Source organism: Halomicrobium urmianum (genome assembly GCF_020217425.1).
Lineage (GTDB): Archaea > Halobacteriota > Halobacteria > Halobacteriales > Haloarculaceae > Halomicrobium > Halomicrobium urmianum.
In genome coordinates, this window is sequence record NZ_CP084090.1 from 1,246,553 (window position 1) to 1,262,597 (window position 16,045).

Here is a 16,045-nt window from a genome sequence, read left to right on the forward strand (position 1 = left end):
CGCGCAGCCTTGATCGCTCAGCCCCTGCCCTTTTGGCCGTGCTGATCTACCGTCGCCCATGGACAAGGACGCCGTCCGCGAGGCCGTCTGGGACGAACTGGAGGACAGCGGCGTCGCCCGGTTCCCCTTCCCGCCCCACGACAGGATTCCGAACGTCGCGGGGGCGGAGGACGCCGCTGAACGCCTCGCCGGGACCGACGCCTGGCAGCGCGCCGACGCGATCAAGGCCAACCCCGACGCGCCCCAGTTGCCGGTCCGGCGGCGCGCGCTCCGCGAGGGCAAGACCGTCTACATGGCGGTCCCGCGGCTGCGCGAGGTCGAGTGCTTCCTGGAACTCGATCCCGCCGAGATCGACGACGTCGAGAGCGCGCCGACGGTCTCCTCGATGGACGAGTACGGCCGGCAGGTCGGCCCCGAGGACGTCGAATCGGTCGACCTGATCGTCTCCGGCAGCGTCGCCGTGAACGAGCAGGGCGCCCGGATCGGCAAGGGCGAGGGGTTCAGCGACCTGGAGTACGCCGTCCTGCGGGAACTCGACCTCGTCGGCGACGAGACGCCCATGGTCACGACCGTCCACGAGCGGCAGGTCCGTACCGAGGACTGGATCGTGGACGACCACGACGTCCCGATGGACCTCGTGGTCACGCCCGAGCGGATCATCGAGACGGAGACGCCCTACGAGCGCCCCGCGGGCGTCGACTGGGACCTGCTCGACGAGGAGCGGATCGAGGAGATGCCGGTGCTTGCGGAGCGATATCAGACAGATCGGTAGACCGGAGCGTCGAGGTCGTTCTCAGGGAGGGCGGTGCCGGTCGTAGACGTTCCGCCGGTGACCGACGGCCTCGACCCGGAGGAGATCTGCCGTCCGATCCCAGGGTGATGATGGCGCGATAGTCTCCTGCACGAAGCTTGTAGTACAGGTATCCGGAGAGCGGATCGAGGCGGTGATCCGTCCACTCAGTCGCCTCGTCGACCTTGTTCATCACGCGGTCGGCGACCCGTGGGTCCAGATGTTCGAGGTGACTGAGGGCCTGCTCGGTGTATTCGACCTCAGTCACCGCGGCCAGCTCCACCGCCGTCTCGAAGACCTGACTGGCCCTGTCGCTCCCGTCGACCGCGCAGAGTATTCGCGTCCGTGTGCGGGTGTACGACGAGGTTCGTGCATGACTATTGGTACCAAAAATCGATGCGCGGGATCGAGGTCGTCCTCGGGTGCTCGTGTGTCCGGTGCGCACAGTAACTCACCGTTTAAGAGCCGAGAGGCATTACGACCGGTCGATGAACGACGAGAGCTACGACGAGTATCAGGTAGCGGTCGTCGGTGGGGGGCCGGCCGGGCTGACGGCGGCCCTCTACACGACGCGCCTGGGACACGACACCGTCGTCGTCGACCGCGGGGGCGGTCGGGCGGCGATGATGCAGGAGACGCACAACGTCATCGGGGTATCCGAGGACGTGTCGGGCAACGAGTTCCTCGGGACCGCCCGCGAGCAGGTCGAGAGCTACGGCGGCGACATCCTCCAGGCGTACGTCGAGTCCGTCGAGGAGACCGACGACGGGTTCCGGCTGACCGCGGGCGAACACACCATCGAGGCCGACCGGGTCGTGCTGGCGACCGGGTTCACCGACGAGCGGCCGGACCCGCCGCTGCCGCGGACGGGACGCGGCCTGCACTACTGCCTGCACTGCGACGCCTACATGTTCGTCGACGAGCCCGTCTACGTGATGGGCACCGGCGACGCCGCGGCCCACGTCGCGATGATCATGCTGAACTTCACAGACGACGTGGACCTGCTGACCCGCGGCGAGGAGCCCGAGTGGAGCGACGAGACCGACGAGCAACTGCGGGGCCACCCCGTCGAGATCGTCGAGACGGAACTTGCGGACATACGCAACGACGACGACGGCTGGCTGGAGGCCGTCGAGTTCGAGGACGGCGAGGTCCGCGAGTACCGCGGCGGTTTCCCGATGTACGGCTCCGACTACCACGCCGAGCTGGCCGACCAGCTGGGCCTGGAGCGCACCGACGACGGCACCGTCGCCGTCGACGACCACGGGAACACGAGCGTCGACGGCGTCTACGCCACGGGGGACCTGACGCCCGGCCACAACCAGATCCCCGTCGCGATGGGCGACGGCGCCAAGGTCGGGATCGACATCCACTACGGCCTGCGGGAGTTCCCCCGATCGAACGAGGAGATCGAGGAGTCCGGCCCGGTCTCGCCCGAGGAGGTCCCCGCCATCTCGCCGGACCTCATGGCCACGGCGATCAGCCACGAGGGCCACGCCGGCGGCCCGCGCGACCCCGACGAGGGCGTCGACGCGGACGGTTCGGCCGACGGGGCCGAGAAGACGGCCGCCGAACAGGACGACTGACGCGAGATTCCGACCGAAGGGAGGAATCTCGGTTAGAGCGAGCGGGAGTGAGCGGAGCGAACGACACGCGAGCCGCGACGTTCCGACCGAAGGGAGGAATCTCGGTTAGAGCGAGCGGGAGCACTCGATAGAGCGAGCGGGAGCGCCAGGTCGCGAAGCGACCTCGGACGAAACGAGCGGTCGAGACCCCGCCCGGTCACTCGCCGACGGCGGCGGCAGCGTCCCTGAACAGCCCGTCCAGGTTCTCGGGCAGCGTCGGGTGGTACGCCCGGTCGGGAATCTCGCGGACGTCGAGTCCCATCTCGACGACGATCTGCATCGTCTTGGCGAAGCTGTCGGCGTGGTAGTGCAGGCCCTGCCAGCCCAGCACGGTGCCGTCCGTCCTGTCGACGACCAGTTTCCCCAGGCCCTCCGGGACGTACTTGGACTGGAACACGCCGTCGGCGCTGGCCCGCCGGGTGACGCAGACCACGTCGTGGCCCGCCTCGCGCGCGGTGCGCTCGGTGTGGCCCAGTCGGGCGTAGGGATAGACGCCCAGTCCGGAGAAGACGACGTGGTGGGCGACGTTGCGGTACTCCTCGAGGGGCTCGTCGTCGCGGTGACGCAGGACGTTCTCGGCGGCAACCTGGCCCTGCTCCTTGGCGACGTGGAGGATCGGCTCCTTTCCGTTGACGTCGCCGACGACGAACACGCGGTCGTCGTCGCGGGCCTGCATCGTGTCCCGGACCCAGCCGGGGCCGGGCTCCAGCGGCGTCTCCTCAACGTGCAGCCCCTCCAGGTTCGGCCGCCGGCCGGTGAACAGGAACAGCTCGTCGGCCTCGTAGGTCTCCTCGCCACCGTCCTCGAAGGCGACCGACAGCCGGACGCCGCCGCCGTCGGTGGGCTCCACTCGCTCCTCGTAGCAGTTGGTGGGGATCGTCACGTCCCACTGCTCGCGGTAGAGGTCAAGCACGGTCCTGCCGAAGGCTGGGTCGGCCTCGTCGAGCGGGTGCTCGTCGTGCTCGACGACCGTCAGGTCCATCCCGCCGACCTCGGCGAGGTACGGGACCAGTTCCAGGCCGACGTAGCCGAAGCCCATGACGATGCCCGAGTCGGGGAACGAGGTGGCGTCGAGCACGTCGGCGCTGGTCAGGAAGTCGACGTCCCCGATCCCGGGCGTACCGGGCACGTTCACCCGCGATCCGGTGGCGACGACGACGTAGTCGCCCTCGAAGCGCTCGCCGCCGGCCCGGACGGTGCGGTCGTCGACGAACCGCGCGGTGTCGTGGACGAAGCGGACGTCGTCGCGCGCGGCCAGGTCGTGGATCGCCTCGCGGCGGTGGGCGGCCCAGCCCAGCGTGTTGTCGTCCTTGCGCTCGGTCGTCCGCTCCAGGTCGACCTCAGGGACGCCCGCCAGCCGGTCGTCGTGGCGGGCCTGGAAGCGGTGGGCGCCGACCGAGAGGACCTCCTTCGAGGGCATACAGCCGTCCAGAATGCACAGGCCGCCGCCGGGGTCGCCGCCGTCGATCAGGGTGAGTTCGACCTCGCCGGCGAGTTCGTCCGCGACCATCGCGCCGGCGCTGCCGTAAGCGCCGATGACGATGACGTGAGTCACGGGTAACCCGTCGGCGCGGACGGGCATAAAGGAGCGGGCGCGTGACCCGGCGGCACACCGGCGGGCGCGCCGGGAATAGCTGCTCAGTCGCGCTCGTCGCGATCGTCGCCGCCGTTGACGACTGCGGGTCGGCGCCGCCCGACGCCGAACAGCGAGGCGAACGATCGGTCGCCGTGGATCAGCGCGTCCCAGACGACGAGCGCCGACGGCAACACCAGCAGCGACGAGAGGAAGGCGAGCGCCACGGAGATGGCGGTCAGGATCCCGAACTGCTGGAGCGGGACGGAGATCGCGATGGCGAGGACGCCCAGTCCGGCCGTCGTCGTCAGCATGCTGCCGAACAGCGCGCCCCCGGTGCCCCTGACAGTCCGGTCGAGGGCCGTCATCAGGTCGTATTCGGCGCGCTCGTCGGCGAACCGATGCGTGACGTGGACCGAGTAGTCGACGCCGAGACCGATCGTGATCGCCAGCAGCATCGCCGTGATGGCGTTGAAGGGGATGGCCAGCAGCCGCATCGTCGCCGGGATCATGGCGACGGTGACGACGACCGCGAACACGTTCGCGACGCCGAGCGTCGCGTACCCCTCCAGCAGGCGGTAGATGATCACCAGGAACAGGGCGGTCGCGCCCAGCGCGACCGCCAGGCTCACGACCGCCGACTCGAAGATCAGGTCCTCGATGACGGCGAACACGACGAGGGCTCCCGTCGCCGTCGCGGTCATCCGCATGTCCTCGGCCACCGACCAGGTGTCGTCGTAGACCGCCCCCTGATCGGCGTCGGACTCGACGGTATAGACGACCCGCGTGCTCCGGTAGTCCTCCGTGATGTAGTTGCTGGCCCGGTCGCCGGCCGACGAGTCCAGCAGGTAGTCGTATATCTCCCGCAGGTTGTCGTCGGGCACGCCGTTGTCGTTGCGGTCGTTGCGATCGACCAGCCGCTCGAACTCGGGGTCCCGCTCGGCCTGGCTCTGGATGATCGTCACGATAGAGGTGGCGTCGGCCCGGCCGTCCTCCTCGACGAAGGTGTCCGGCGGGCTGTCGCCCGCGCGGTAGATCTCCTCGAGGGCGTCGTCCCGCGTGAGGTGTCCCTCGACGTACACCGTCGCCGAGCTGCTCTGCGTGGTCTCGAAGTTGTCCTCGAGGAAGTTCAGCTGCTCGCGCGTCTCGTACTCGCTGGGCGAGAACGGCTCCGGCAGCTCCTCCAGATAGCCCGGGATGTCCTCTGGCGGGAGGAAGTCCTCGTCCTCGAAGCTGGTGTCGACGCCGGCCCCGTACGCGCCGGCCCCGGCCGTCAGGAGGATCACGCCGATCAGGAACAGCGCGGGCGCCCGGTCGGCGACGACGACGCCGCTGCGCAGCACCGATCCGAGCGCGGACCCCTCCGATCCCAGCGGCGACTGGCTGAACTGCGGGATCGGGTATCGCTCGCGGAGCCGGTCCAGTTCGACCTTCGCCGCCGGGAGGAAGACCCCGAAGATGAGGAACGTGAACACGATGCCGGCCGCGGCGGTGAGGCCGAACTCCTTGATCGGCCCCAGCGGGCTGGCGTAGTTCGACAGGAACCCGATGACGGTCGTCCCGGCGACGATGAAGAAGGCGACTAGGAGCTGATCGGTGGTGATCCGCATCGCGCTCTCCACGGACGCGCCGCGGACCCGCTCCTCCCGGTAGCGGTTGATCGAGTGGATGCCGAAGTCGATGCCGACCGCCAGCAGCATCGGCGGGACCGCCACGAGCATGATCGAGAACGGGATGCCGGCGTACCCGGTGAACCCGAAGGTCCAGACGATGGCCATCACCAGCGAGATTACGCCCAGCAGGAGGTCCGCCAGGTCCCGATAGGCGATGAGGAGGAAGGTCAGGATCAGGATCACCGCCGCCGGGACCACGAGCAGCAGCGAGTCCATGATGAGGTTCTGGGACTCGGTTCCGATCAGCGCGCTCCCGAACGTCTCGATGCTTCCCCCGCCGCCCCGCTGGACGGTGAAGTCGGCCCGCTCCTGGACCGGCGCCAGCGGGCTGCCGCCGCCCTGGCCGGCCCCGCCGGAGAGGCCCTCGGGCACCTCGTGGGTGACCGTGCCCAGCGTCGCCGACGTCGAAGCCGACTGCCGGTTGAAGTCGACGCCGACGAGGCTCCTGAACTGCGGGTTCTCGTCGTAGGCCGCGCGGATCGCCTCCTTTCGCTCGCTCGCCGTCGAGTGCTCGATGGCGTCGATCTGTCCCTCGATCGTCGTCGCCTCGGGGTCGATCCGCTGGGCGACGACGGCGGCCGCGCTGCCCGTCGATGTCACGCGTAGCTCCTCGTTGTCGTCCAGTCGCTCCTGGGTCCGCAGCATCCGCAGCATGGCGTCCCGCGAGAGGACGTTGGTGCCGCTCTGGAGCAGCTGGGTGCTCCCGGTGTCCGTCGTGAACGTCGGCGAGAACTCGTCGTTGATCGACTCCAGAGCCTCGTTCTCCGGGATGCCCTGTGCGAACTGCTGGGTGCCCGCCTCGGTCGACGTGGCCCCCAGCCCGCCGGCGAAGACGAGCGTCAGGACCAGGAACGTCAGTACGACTCGCCGGGAGTCGTTGACGACCCGGTCGTCGACCCAGTCGACGTAGTGCTGGTACTCCATCAGCTAAAGCGGAGGTAGCCGCCGATGGCGAGGACGCCCACGAGCGCCGCGATGCCGACGGCGATCAGCGAGGGGCCGCTGCCGCCGTCGTCAGACTGGACCTGCACGGGAACGTTATACGTGTCCGAGGTCACCGTGTCGCCGTCGGGCTCCTCGTACTGGAAGTCCATCGACAGCGGGTAGGTCTTGACCAGTGCGCCCTGTCCGGCGCTGACGCCGAACGTGACGTTTCTGGACTCGCCGGGGGCCAGCTCCGCGATGAACGCCTCGTCGTCGTCCGTCGTGATGGGATCGTTGGCGAACATCTTGGCGGAGATGTCCGTCAGCGTCTCGTCGTCGGCGTTCTCGATCCGGACCTCGACGGTCGAGCTCTCGCCGGGCGTGAGGTTCGCCGACTGTATCGCGACGTCGAACTCGTCGGTGTCGGGGGCGACCTCCTGGCGGACGTTCAGCGCGTCGCTGGTCTGCCGGTCGCCGTTCGAGTCGTCGTACTCGGCGGTCAGCGAGAACTGCCGCGGGCCGGCCTCCGCACCCTCGCTGACGTCGACGCCGAAGTCGAACTCGGCCGCCTCGCCGGCGTCGAGGGACCCGACGGCGTACTCCGTCTCGGTCGGGTTGACGTTCTGCTGCTCGCCGGACCACTGGAGGACGAGGTCGTCGACGGGGCGATCGCCGGTGTTGACCAGTTCCCCGGTCAGGCGTCCGTCGTCGCCGACCGCGAGGGTGCCGGAGACGTTGCGGACCGCGAAGGACTGTTCGGGGCCGGGCACGACGCCCACCGAGATCCCTTCGGCTCTGCCGGCGTTGCCGGCGTCGTCCTCGTAGCCGACGGCGGCGTTCAGCGTGTAATCCTGGCGCTCCGCGTTCTCGCTGGCACTGAGGTCGAAGCTGACCGTCTTCGTCTCGCCGGTCGCCCAGTCACCGACGTAGCGGCTCCCGGACTCCGCCTCGCCCAGCGTCACGTGGGCGTTCTGCGAGGTGAGTTGCACCGTCGCGTCGTTGGCCGCCGCGGGGCCGTCGTTGCGGAGCGTCAGGTTGTACGTGCCCCGGTCGCCGACGGCGACGTCGCTGTCCGTCTCGACGACGGTGAACTCCTGTTCGGCCTGGGGTGCGATGCCCACCGTCACCGGCGAGACGTTCTCCGTCTGGCCGTTGGGCCGCTCGTGGTCGCCCGAGAGGGTGAAGGCGTAGGGCTCGGAGTCTGCCGTGTCGGCGGCCGTCACGCTGTAGGTCAGTTTGCGGGTCTCACCGGGAGCCAGCGACTCGACGTAACGGTCGGCGGACGCGGACTGGCCGAAGGTGACGTCCTGGCTCGGCGAGGCCAGCGAGAGCGTCGCGTCGCGGGCCGTCCGATCGCCGGTGTTCTCGACGGTCATCTCGACCGTCCCGGTGCCGCCAACCCGGACGTTCGAGTCGACGTTCCGGACCGTCAGCTGCGGGGTGCGCTCGACGGTCACCGACAGCGTGATCGTCTCGTCGGCGCGGCTCTCCTGCTGGGTCCCGTCGCCCTCGGAGATGTAGTCGGTGTACTCGTAGTTGAGGTTGACAGCCACGTCGTAGGTGCCCGGTTCGGCGTCGTCGGGCACGGAGACGCGGAACGGGATCGACCGCGGCTCGGTGGTCCCCAGCGTCCCGATGGCCTGTCGGCCCGTCTGCACGTCGATCGGGGCCGACCGGTTGTTCAGCGCCACCGTCAGCCCGCGGGCCGTCTGGACCCGCTCGTTGAGGCCCGACGCCTGCGGACCGCTGCCCGCGCTCTCGAGGTCGCCGCTGTTGACGAGCGTCACTTCCAGGCTCGTCTCCTGGCCGGGCGCGACGGTGCTATCGGAGAACTGGGCGTCGATGTCCGGACTCCCGACGACCGCTGCCAGGGCCGTCGTCGGGACGAGCAGGGCCGCGACCAGCCCGACGACCAGTAGCGTCCGCCCCCTCATGCGGACACCTCGTTCGGCGCGGCCGACGGTGCTCCCGGTCCCCGTTCCGTCGGACGGTTCGCGCCGCCAGGGCCGGCGACACGTCGGCAGACACTGCAGTCCAGCAATCGCTCTGTCATGTGTCGAACGAACGTTCGGTAACATATGAATCTGCCGAAGCGATTCGACGGACTGAGGTCCCTCCGTCAGTACCCGTCGTATTGACCGCAAGCCTTACCCGATCGACCGAATATTCGTTCGGTATGACTGACGAGATCCCGTTCCTGGGGGAGCCGTCGGACTCCCGCGAGGAGATAATGCACGCCACGTTCGCCGCGCTGACGAAGCACGGCTACGCTGGGCTGTCCATTCAGCGCATCGCCGACGAGGCGGACCTGAGCAAGTCTACCTTCTATCACCACTTCGACGACAAGGACGACCTGCTCCGGTCGTTCGTGGAGTACGTGCTCGAAGAGTTCGGCCGGGAGCTCTCGACGCGGACCAGCGACGACCCGGAGGAGGCGCTGTGGACCTACGTGGACCTGCTGCTGGCGTCCGACGAGGTGGACGTCCTCCAGACGGAACTCAGCGACGAGATGCTCGAGTGCTACGTCGAACTGCGCGCGCAGGCGGTCCGCGACGACTCCCTCCGCGAGCTGTTCACCCGGCAGGACGACACCTTCGGGGAACAACTCGCCGACATCATCCGGGACGGCATCGACCGTGGCGTGTTCCGGGACGTCGACCCCGAAGCCGTCGCGACGTTCGTCCAGACGGTCGACGGCGGCAACGTCCTCCACCGGGTGACCAGCGACGACTACGACACGGACCAGATCAGGGCCCAGCTGGAGGCCTACATTCGCGGGCACCTGCTGGCCGACGGCGCCGACGAGAGGTACAGTTAAGCCTCGCCGTACACAGGACACGGGCGATGACAGCCAGCGTCGTTCCGGGGGGACGGCGGACCGGAGCCGGGTGGATCGCGCCAAGCGTCGCGCTCGCGAGCGCGGTCGCGCTCGCACAGGGGATCGAACCGACGGCGGCGACAGCGGCCGTCCTGCTGGCGACGAGCACTCGACGCTTCGAGGGAGTGACCGGGCTCGCCGGGAGCCTCCTCGCGGGGGCCGCCATCGGCGGTGGACTGGGACTGGCGCTCGCCGAACTCGCCGCGGTCGGATCGGCCGTCGCCGCCGGCCTCGGCGTCGCGCTCGGCGGTGGCGTCGGCGCCGTCGCCCAGTACGCCCTGGCCGGGACCGACGAGGCGTCCGACGAGCACGTGACCGTCGACATGGAGGAGCCCGACCGCTCGCCACAGCCGGCGGACCTCTTCGACGGCCACCCCGATCCGATCCTGTACGTCGTCGACGAGGGCCACGGGCCGGTCGTCCGGGCGGCCAACGCGGCCTACGCGGACGCGTTCGGCGTCGGCACCGACGGCGTGACGGGCGCGCCCCTCGCCGAGGCGCTGTTCGCGCCGGACGCCGACGGCGTGGCCGCCGAGGTCTCCGACGGCGAGGCGGTCGACCGACGCGTCGCCTGCGAGACGCCCGGCGGCGACCGCGCGTTCCGGCTCCGCTGGAGCGGTACCGGCGACGACGGCTACCTCCTGTTCACGCCGGCCTGAGCCGTTCCGCCAGCGGATCGGCGTGCTCGCGCGGCGCCGATCAGTTGGGGTGGCGACTGATCTCCTTGAACGCGGCGTCGATGTCGTCGAACTCGGCGAGCGCGGCGTCGACCTCCCCTCGCAGTTCGTCGACGCGGTCCCTGAGATCGGCGACTTCGGCGCTGTCCTCCAGGGCCTGCGGGGTCTTCTCGGCCTCCAGCAGCGCCAGCTTCGACGTCGCCTCGAGGTAGGTCGAGAGCCGGTCGTCGTACCGCTGGGCGGCCAGCTGCTGCTCGATGGCCGCCACGAGGTCGTCCTTCTCGATGGGCTTGCAGAGGTAGTCGTCGAACGGCATGTCGATGATGTCGAAGTCCGGATCGACGGCGGTGATCATGATCACCCGGCAGTCGAGGCCCCGCTCGCGAATCTCGTCGAGCACGTCGTCGCCCGAGAGGTCCGGCATCCGACGGTCGAGCAGGACGACGTCGACGTCCTCGTCGATCGACGCCAGGGCCTCCTCGCCACCGTAAGCGGTCTCGGTCTCGTACTCGTCGCCCAGGCGCAGGGCGTACACGTCCGCCACATCCCGCTCGTCGTCGACGACGAGCACCGTCGCAATAGACTCTCCCACGGTACTATCCCCGTTTCTCTCGTCCGTAATAATGATTCGGCCCGCGACCGCCCGGTGACGACGGCAGGCCGTTCGGGCCCGTGTGGGCGCGTAACGGAACTTTAAAGGCCGCATCAGGGCGACGTTCGCAGTAGGAATGCTCGCGCCACCGCTGCAAATCGTCGACAGCTTCCTGTTGAACTACAACCTCGGTGACGTGCTGCTCCTGGTGACCGCGCTCGGGGCCGTGGGGATCTTCCTCCAGCGCTCCAACAAGCTCCTGAGCCTCCACTTCCTGACCTTCGGGCTCCTCTTCATGATCCTCCCCGCCAACATGTTCGCGCCGGCCACGAAGAGCCTCCTGGCCACGGTCGCGATGTACAAGTTCGTCGGGATCGGCCTGCTCGTGATCGCGCCGGTGATCTTCGCGGTCAGCCGGTACTAGGCGAGCTTTCCCAGCGCGGCGAAGAAGTCCCGTCCCGGCCCGGCGATCCGCACCGGATCGTCCGCACGCGCGAGCCGGACGCGCTCGGGCGGCTCGACCGCCCGGCGCACGCGCCCGTCACTGACGACGACCCCCTCGGCCGCTTCCTCGATCCTGACCGTCACCTCGCTGTCGTCGTCGACGACCAGCGGTGGCATCGACTCCTCGCCCGCCATCTCCGTCACGACCAGCGCGTCGACCGACGGGTGGACGAGCGGCCCGCCCTCGCTGAGGTTGTAGGCGGTCGACCCGGTCGGCGTCGCCACCAGCACGCCGTCCGCGGAGCCGCTGGTGTACAGCGATCCGTCGACGCGGACCTCGAAGCCGGCACCGCCCCCGTGTCCCCGCCGCGGACCGTGGACGACGACCTCGTTGATCGCCGTGGAGAGCGACCAGTCGTCGCCCTCCGCGCGAATCCGGGGCATCTCCCGGGTCCTGATCGTGCCGCTCTCGCGGAGGTGCTCGACCTCGTCGACGACGGCGTCGACGGCGTCGTCGGCCGCGATGGCGTTCAGGAACCCGACTTCCCCGAGGTTGACGCCCATGATCGGCGTCGAGCCCGCGCCGCGCGCGGCGTAGAGAAAGGTCCCGTCGCCCCCGATGCTCACCACCAGGTCGCAGTCGGCCATCGCGTCGACGGTCACGCCCGTCGCCGGCGGCTGGTCCCCGTCCGGCCACCGACCGTCCTCGGCCGCGAGCGCGGCCGCGGTCGTCTCGTCGAACACGACGCCGGCCCCCAGCTCCCGGAGGCGCTCGGCCAGTCGGGCCGCGAGCGAGGTGGCGCGGCGGTTGTTCCGCTGGGCGACGATCCCGACGTTCATCGTCTCCGGGTATCGGCGGGCCGTACATAAGAGTGGTCTGAAAGTCCGATCCCGTCGGGGTGCCCCGCGTCGGGGCCCGTCGGCGACAGAGTTAACCCGTCGGCTCACACTCTATCCGGGCAGGCGGTCCCCCGGGGCCGGGAGACGGGATGAGCGAGGACGAGACCGACGAGGACTGGTTCGAGAGCGCCGTGGGCAGCGAGGCGTCCAGCGGCGACGGAGGGGACGGCGCCGCGAGCGACGACGGTGAGGCCACGGAGGACGGCGGTTCGACCGGCGACGCCGGAGACTACGATTCCCCGTTCGAGACGGACGAGGACCCGGGGTCGTCCGACGAGTACGATTCCCCGTTCGAGGGCGACGAGGACTCGGCGTTCGCGTCGGAGGGCGATTCGCCGTTCGAGGGCGACGACGAGTCCCTGTTCAAGGAGGACTTCACGGACGCGTTCGCGTCGGCCGGCGCCCCCGGCAGGTCGGAGTTCGAGGACGAGGACTTCGAGTCCGACATCCCGCGGATCGACCTCGGCATCGAGGGACTCGACGGGATGATTCAGGGCGGGGTCCCGGAGCGACACCTGATGGTGGCCATCGGATCGGCCGGGACCGGCAAGACGACGTTCGGGCTCCAGTTCCTCCACCACGGACTAAAGCAGGGCGAGAGCTGCGTGTTCATCACGCTTGAGCAGACCCGCGAGGCGATCATGGCCACGGCGAACGACCGGGACTGGGCGTTCGACCGCTACGCGGACGAGGACCGACTCGCCGTGATCGACCTCGACCCCGTCGAGATGGCCAACAGCCTCGACAACATCCGGGACGAACTCCCGGGGCTGATCGCCGAGTTCAGCGCCGACCGCCTCGTGCTCGACTCGGTCTCCCTGCTCGAGATGATGTACGACGATCAGGCCGAGCGCCGGACCGAGGTGTACGACTTCACCCGGTCGCTCAAGCGGGCCGGCGTCACGACCATGCTCACCTCCGAGGCCAGCGAGGACAACCCCTACGCCTCCCGGCACGGCATCATCGAGTACCTCACCGACGCCGTGTTCGTCCTCCAGTACGTCCGCTCGAACACCCAGGAGACCCGCCTGGCCGTCGAGATTCAGAAGATCCGCAACGCCAACCACTCCCGGGAGACGAACCCCTACGAGATCACGATGGACGGCATCGACGTCTACCGCCAGGCCGACATCCTCTAGACTGACGTCCCCTATGCGGCGCGACCGCGCCCGCCGGTTACGAGGAGTCGCTGGGGGCGACCGGCCGCGCCGCCCGGCGGTCGTCGCGAAATCGAGCGGAGCCCGGTCGCGTCGTCACTCGTCGCAGTCAGTGACGGTGACGCCGCCGTCGCTGTCGACGCGGACCTGCGTGCCGACGTAGCGGAACGTGATCGAACCGCTGTCGGCGCTGTCCCGAAAGAGCGCGCCGAGGGCGTCGGGGTCGACCACGGAGGCGAGCGGTTTCATCTCAAGCGGCGAGACGTCGTTCGCGTCGGCGACGGCGTCGACCACGGCGGCGACGATCTCGGTCTGGTCGCGTCCGGCCGCCTGCGACGTCGTCGAGGGGCGTGCGTCTGTCACAGACGCGACTAGTAGGTGTGAACGTATAAATCCATCCGCTCTACCTCGATATTCTTTCCATCACACGGAAATGGCATAGAGATTCGAACCTGGATAGATTATCATATTGATTCTCAATCCTGTCGCGAACCATACTTGAGTCACCGCGACCGTCTTTTCGATCATTCACTCCTTTCGGTAGTGAGATGGAGATATCGAACCCAATCTGTTGATTCGAGACGAGTATCGTCGCTATCAAGGTGTTGGCCCCGGTAGCGAAGCCATGGCGGACTACGACCTCGACGACGTCGACAGGCAGATACTCGACCACCTTCAGGAGGACGCCCGCTACACGGCCACCGAACTCGCGGAGGCCGTGGGCGTCTCCGACAACACGATTCACAACCGGATGGAACGGCTGGAAGAGGCCGGCGTCATCACGGGCTACACGGCGACGGTGGACCACGATAGAGCGGGTCTCTCTCTGTACTTTCACTTCACCTGTACCGCGCGCATCAGCGACCGCGCGGACGTCGCCGAGGAGGTGCTGTCCATTCCCGAGGTCATCGAGGTGACGGAGCTCATGACCGGCCAGCGGAACCTCCACGTCAGGATGGTCGCGGCCGACGACGAGGACATCACCCGGCTCGCCCAGCGGCTGGACGACCTGGCGCTCGAGATCAACGACGAGAACCTCATCCGGGAGGAGCGTCGGGACCCGCTCGCCTTCGTCGAGGTCGGCGAGATGCTGGATCGGAAGGAGTAGCGCCTGCCGGTCGCGACGAATCGGTAGCGTCTCCCGACCGCGACCCGGCCGTCTCAGTATGGACTGGCAGGTACGCCTGGCGACGCCCGCGGACGCGCCCGCGGTCCGCGACATCTACGCGCCGTTCGTCGAGTCGACGCCGGTCACCTTCGAGGTCGAACCGCCGACCGTCGGCGAGACGGCCGACCGCATCGAGGCGACGCTCGAGCGATACCCGTGGCTGGTCTGCGAGGCGGCCGGCGACGTCGTCGGCTACGCGGCCGCGAGCCAGCTGCGCTCGGCGGGGGCCTACCAGTGGACGGTGGAGCTGTCGGTGTACGTCGCCGAGGAATCACGGCGGTCCGGCGTCGGGACTGCGCTCTACGAGTCGCTGTTCGCGGTCCTGGCCCGGCAGGGGTACTGCGACGCCTACGCGGCCACGTCCCTGCCAAACCCCGCCAGCGAGGCCCTCCACGAACGGACGGAGTTCGATGCGGTGGGGACCTTCCCCGCCGCCGGCTACAAGGACGGCGAGTGGCACGACGTCCGGTGGTGGCACCGGCCGCTCCGGGAGCGACCGGCGGACCCGGACCCGCCGACGCCGCTGCCCGACCTGAACGACGACGCAGTCGACGACGCACTGGCGTCCGCGCGAACGGAGTGAGCGCGCGCTCGCGGGACTCACTGCGTTCGTCCCGCGGTGTCCGGCCGGGAATCCCCCGGCGACGGACGGTGCGGAGCTCCGCTCGCTCGTTTCGGGTGCTCGCTTCGCTCGCACACCTTGCGACGCCAAAGAACTACATTTTTTATCGCCGGTCCCGTTGTGTGGCACATGTCCACACGCGGCCGGCCGGAGAGCGGACGACAGCCGGAGGGCGGACAGGTCTCGCTGCCCGACGCGATCCCGATCAGCGTACCGGAACTGACGCGCCTGAGCTGGGAGCTGGGGACGCGCGTCGTGGGGGACGACGATTCGGAGCTGCACGGCGAGTGGGCGGGGACGGGCCGCTGGCGGCTGTCGGTCTTCCGCGTCACCGAACACACCGGGGTGGTGCGCGTCCGGACGCCGGTGGGTCGAAAGCAGTTCTACGGCGCGGCGATGGCGGACCTGCAGTCGGCGCTCGCGGACCTGGAGTCGGCACCGCGCTGGGATCGCCGCGCGTAACTGCTCCGCGGGCGATCACCGCCGACCGCCCACATAATTAAGCGGTCACCGCGTCACGTGACCGGTATGGTCCTGCTAGTTCCGTTCGACGGCTCGGAGCTGTCGAAGGCCGCGCTGCGACGCGCGCGCGAATTCTCCGAGTACACGGACGAGGCGGTGATCGCGCTGTCTATCATCCCCGACGACGCGGACTACGCGCGCGAGCGCGACTGGATCGGCGAGAACGAGTCCTTCGCAGTCGAGTCCGTCAGGGAGGCGCTGGCCGAACTGGTCGCGGACGTCGATCCAGACGCGGAGTTCCGCTGTGAGATCCCGGAAGACGTCAGTTCGATGGCCGACCTGACGACGGACGTGGTGCGGACGATCAGGGAAGTGGCCCACGAGGTCGACGCCTCGATCGTGTTCGTCGGCAGCGAGAACGCCGGCCGCGTCACGACGCCGGTCTGCAGCGTCGGCGCGCCCATCTCCGAGGATCCCGAGTACGACGTCCACATCGTCCGGCACGCCGAACCGGTGGTCGCCTGACGCGGGGCTGTCCGGCCTGCCCCGTCGGCGTCGCC

General features: G+C 69.1%; 16 protein-coding genes and 1 pseudogene. 10 read left to right on the forward strand and 7 right to left on the reverse strand.

Annotated elements, in window-relative coordinates:
• Positions 1-58 precede the first annotated feature (58 nt).
• The gene (locus LCY71_RS05950; RefSeq protein ID WP_225335442.1) at positions 59-772 is read left to right on the forward strand and encodes a 5-formyltetrahydrofolate cyclo-ligase; all 714 of its coding nucleotides are present in this window, start codon (positions 59-61) and stop codon (positions 770-772) included.
• Positions 773-793: 21 nt separating this feature from the next.
• Here the strand turns inward: LCY71_RS05950 and LCY71_RS21655 are convergent.
• Positions 794-1,058 (reverse strand): annotated as a pseudogene (locus LCY71_RS21655) (type II toxin-antitoxin system RelE family toxin).
• Between the two features lie 220 nt (positions 1,059-1,278).
• On the opposite strand from LCY71_RS21655, the gene LCY71_RS05955 reads away from it, so the two are divergent.
• Positions 1,279-2,376: an NAD(P)/FAD-dependent oxidoreductase gene (locus LCY71_RS05955; protein WP_225335443.1), complete on the forward strand. Its 1,098-nt coding sequence runs from the start codon at positions 1,279-1,281 to the stop codon at positions 2,374-2,376.
• 196 nt (positions 2,377-2,572) lie between these two features.
• Here LCY71_RS05955 and LCY71_RS05960 read toward each other — a convergent pair whose 3' ends face one another.
• The 3 genes from LCY71_RS05960 to LCY71_RS05970 all read right to left on the reverse strand — a co-directional run bounded on the left by LCY71_RS05960 (position 2,573) and on the right by LCY71_RS05970 (position 8,519).
• Positions 2,573-3,970 carry a dihydrolipoyl dehydrogenase family protein gene (locus tag LCY71_RS05960; RefSeq protein WP_225335444.1) on the reverse strand — a complete coding sequence of 466 codons (1,398 nt, stop codon included), beginning with the start codon at positions 3,968-3,970 and terminating at the stop codon, positions 2,573-2,575.
• A gap of 83 nt (positions 3,971-4,053) precedes the next feature.
• Positions 4,054-6,585, reverse strand: a complete 2,532-nt coding sequence (locus LCY71_RS05965; RefSeq protein WP_225335445.1) for an efflux RND transporter permease subunit — start codon at positions 6,583-6,585, stop codon at positions 4,054-4,056.
• The gene (locus LCY71_RS05970; protein ID WP_225335446.1) at positions 6,585-8,519 is read right to left on the reverse strand and encodes a COG1361 S-layer family protein; all 1,935 of its coding nucleotides are present in this window, start codon (positions 8,517-8,519) and stop codon (positions 6,585-6,587) included. The genes LCY71_RS05965 and LCY71_RS05970 overlap by 1 nt, the downstream gene beginning before the upstream one ends.
• A gap of 242 nt (positions 8,520-8,761) precedes the next feature.
• Here LCY71_RS05970 and LCY71_RS05975 point away from each other — a divergent pair, with 242 nt between their 5' ends.
• Both LCY71_RS05975 and LCY71_RS05980 read left to right on the forward strand, forming a co-directional pair.
• Positions 8,762-9,403, forward strand: coding sequence for a TetR/AcrR family transcriptional regulator (locus tag LCY71_RS05975; protein ID WP_225335447.1), 642 nt, complete (start codon positions 8,762-8,764; stop codon positions 9,401-9,403).
• 26 nt (positions 9,404-9,429) lie between these two features.
• Complete coding sequence (locus LCY71_RS05980; protein ID WP_225335448.1) at positions 9,430-10,122, forward strand: hypothetical protein; 693 nt, start codon at positions 9,430-9,432, stop codon at positions 10,120-10,122.
• Between the two features lie 40 nt (positions 10,123-10,162).
• On the opposite strand, the gene LCY71_RS05985 is transcribed toward LCY71_RS05980, so the two are convergent.
• The gene (locus LCY71_RS05985; protein WP_225335449.1) at positions 10,163-10,732 is read right to left on the reverse strand and encodes a response regulator; all 570 of its coding nucleotides are present in this window, start codon (positions 10,730-10,732) and stop codon (positions 10,163-10,165) included.
• Between the two features lie 136 nt (positions 10,733-10,868).
• On the opposite strand from LCY71_RS05985, the gene LCY71_RS05990 reads away from it, so the two are divergent.
• A complete protein-coding gene (locus tag LCY71_RS05990; RefSeq protein ID WP_225335450.1) occupies positions 10,869-11,156 on the forward strand; it encodes a DUF8006 family protein in 288 nt (95 codons plus the stop codon).
• Here the strand turns inward: LCY71_RS05990 and LCY71_RS05995 are convergent.
• Positions 11,153-12,016, reverse strand: coding sequence for an NAD(+)/NADH kinase (locus LCY71_RS05995; RefSeq protein ID WP_225335451.1), 864 nt, complete (start codon positions 12,014-12,016; stop codon positions 11,153-11,155). The two genes, LCY71_RS05990 and LCY71_RS05995, sit on opposite strands and share 4 nt — an antisense overlap.
• Positions 12,017-12,165: 149 nt before the next feature.
• On the opposite strand from LCY71_RS05995, the gene LCY71_RS06000 reads away from it, so the two are divergent.
• Positions 12,166-13,215, forward strand: coding sequence for a KaiC domain-containing protein (locus LCY71_RS06000; protein WP_225335452.1), 1,050 nt, complete (start codon positions 12,166-12,168; stop codon positions 13,213-13,215).
• Between the two features lie 114 nt (positions 13,216-13,329).
• Here LCY71_RS06000 and ddfA read toward each other — a convergent pair whose 3' ends face one another.
• Positions 13,330-13,596, reverse strand: a complete 267-nt coding sequence (gene ddfA / locus LCY71_RS06005) for a DdfA family disk-determining factor (protein ID WP_225335453.1) — start codon at positions 13,594-13,596, stop codon at positions 13,330-13,332.
• Positions 13,597-13,858: 262 nt separating this feature from the next.
• Between ddfA and LCY71_RS06010 the strand changes: the two genes are divergently transcribed.
• From LCY71_RS06010 to LCY71_RS06025, 4 genes are all read left to right on the forward strand, one after another.
• Positions 13,859-14,341, forward strand: a complete 483-nt coding sequence (locus LCY71_RS06010) for an Lrp/AsnC family transcriptional regulator (RefSeq protein ID WP_225335454.1) — start codon at positions 13,859-13,861, stop codon at positions 14,339-14,341.
• Positions 14,342-14,399: 58 nt separating this feature from the next.
• Positions 14,400-14,984 carry a GNAT family N-acetyltransferase gene (locus LCY71_RS06015; protein WP_225335455.1) on the forward strand — a complete coding sequence of 195 codons (585 nt, stop codon included), beginning with the start codon at positions 14,400-14,402 and terminating at the stop codon, positions 14,982-14,984.
• Between the two features lie 168 nt (positions 14,985-15,152).
• Positions 15,153-15,485: a hypothetical protein gene (locus LCY71_RS06020; RefSeq protein ID WP_225335456.1), complete on the forward strand. Its 333-nt coding sequence runs from the start codon at positions 15,153-15,155 to the stop codon at positions 15,483-15,485.
• Positions 15,486-15,551: 66 nt separating this feature from the next.
• Positions 15,552-16,010, forward strand: coding sequence for a universal stress protein (locus LCY71_RS06025; protein ID WP_225335457.1), 459 nt, complete (start codon positions 15,552-15,554; stop codon positions 16,008-16,010).
• Positions 16,011-16,045 lie beyond the last annotated feature (35 nt).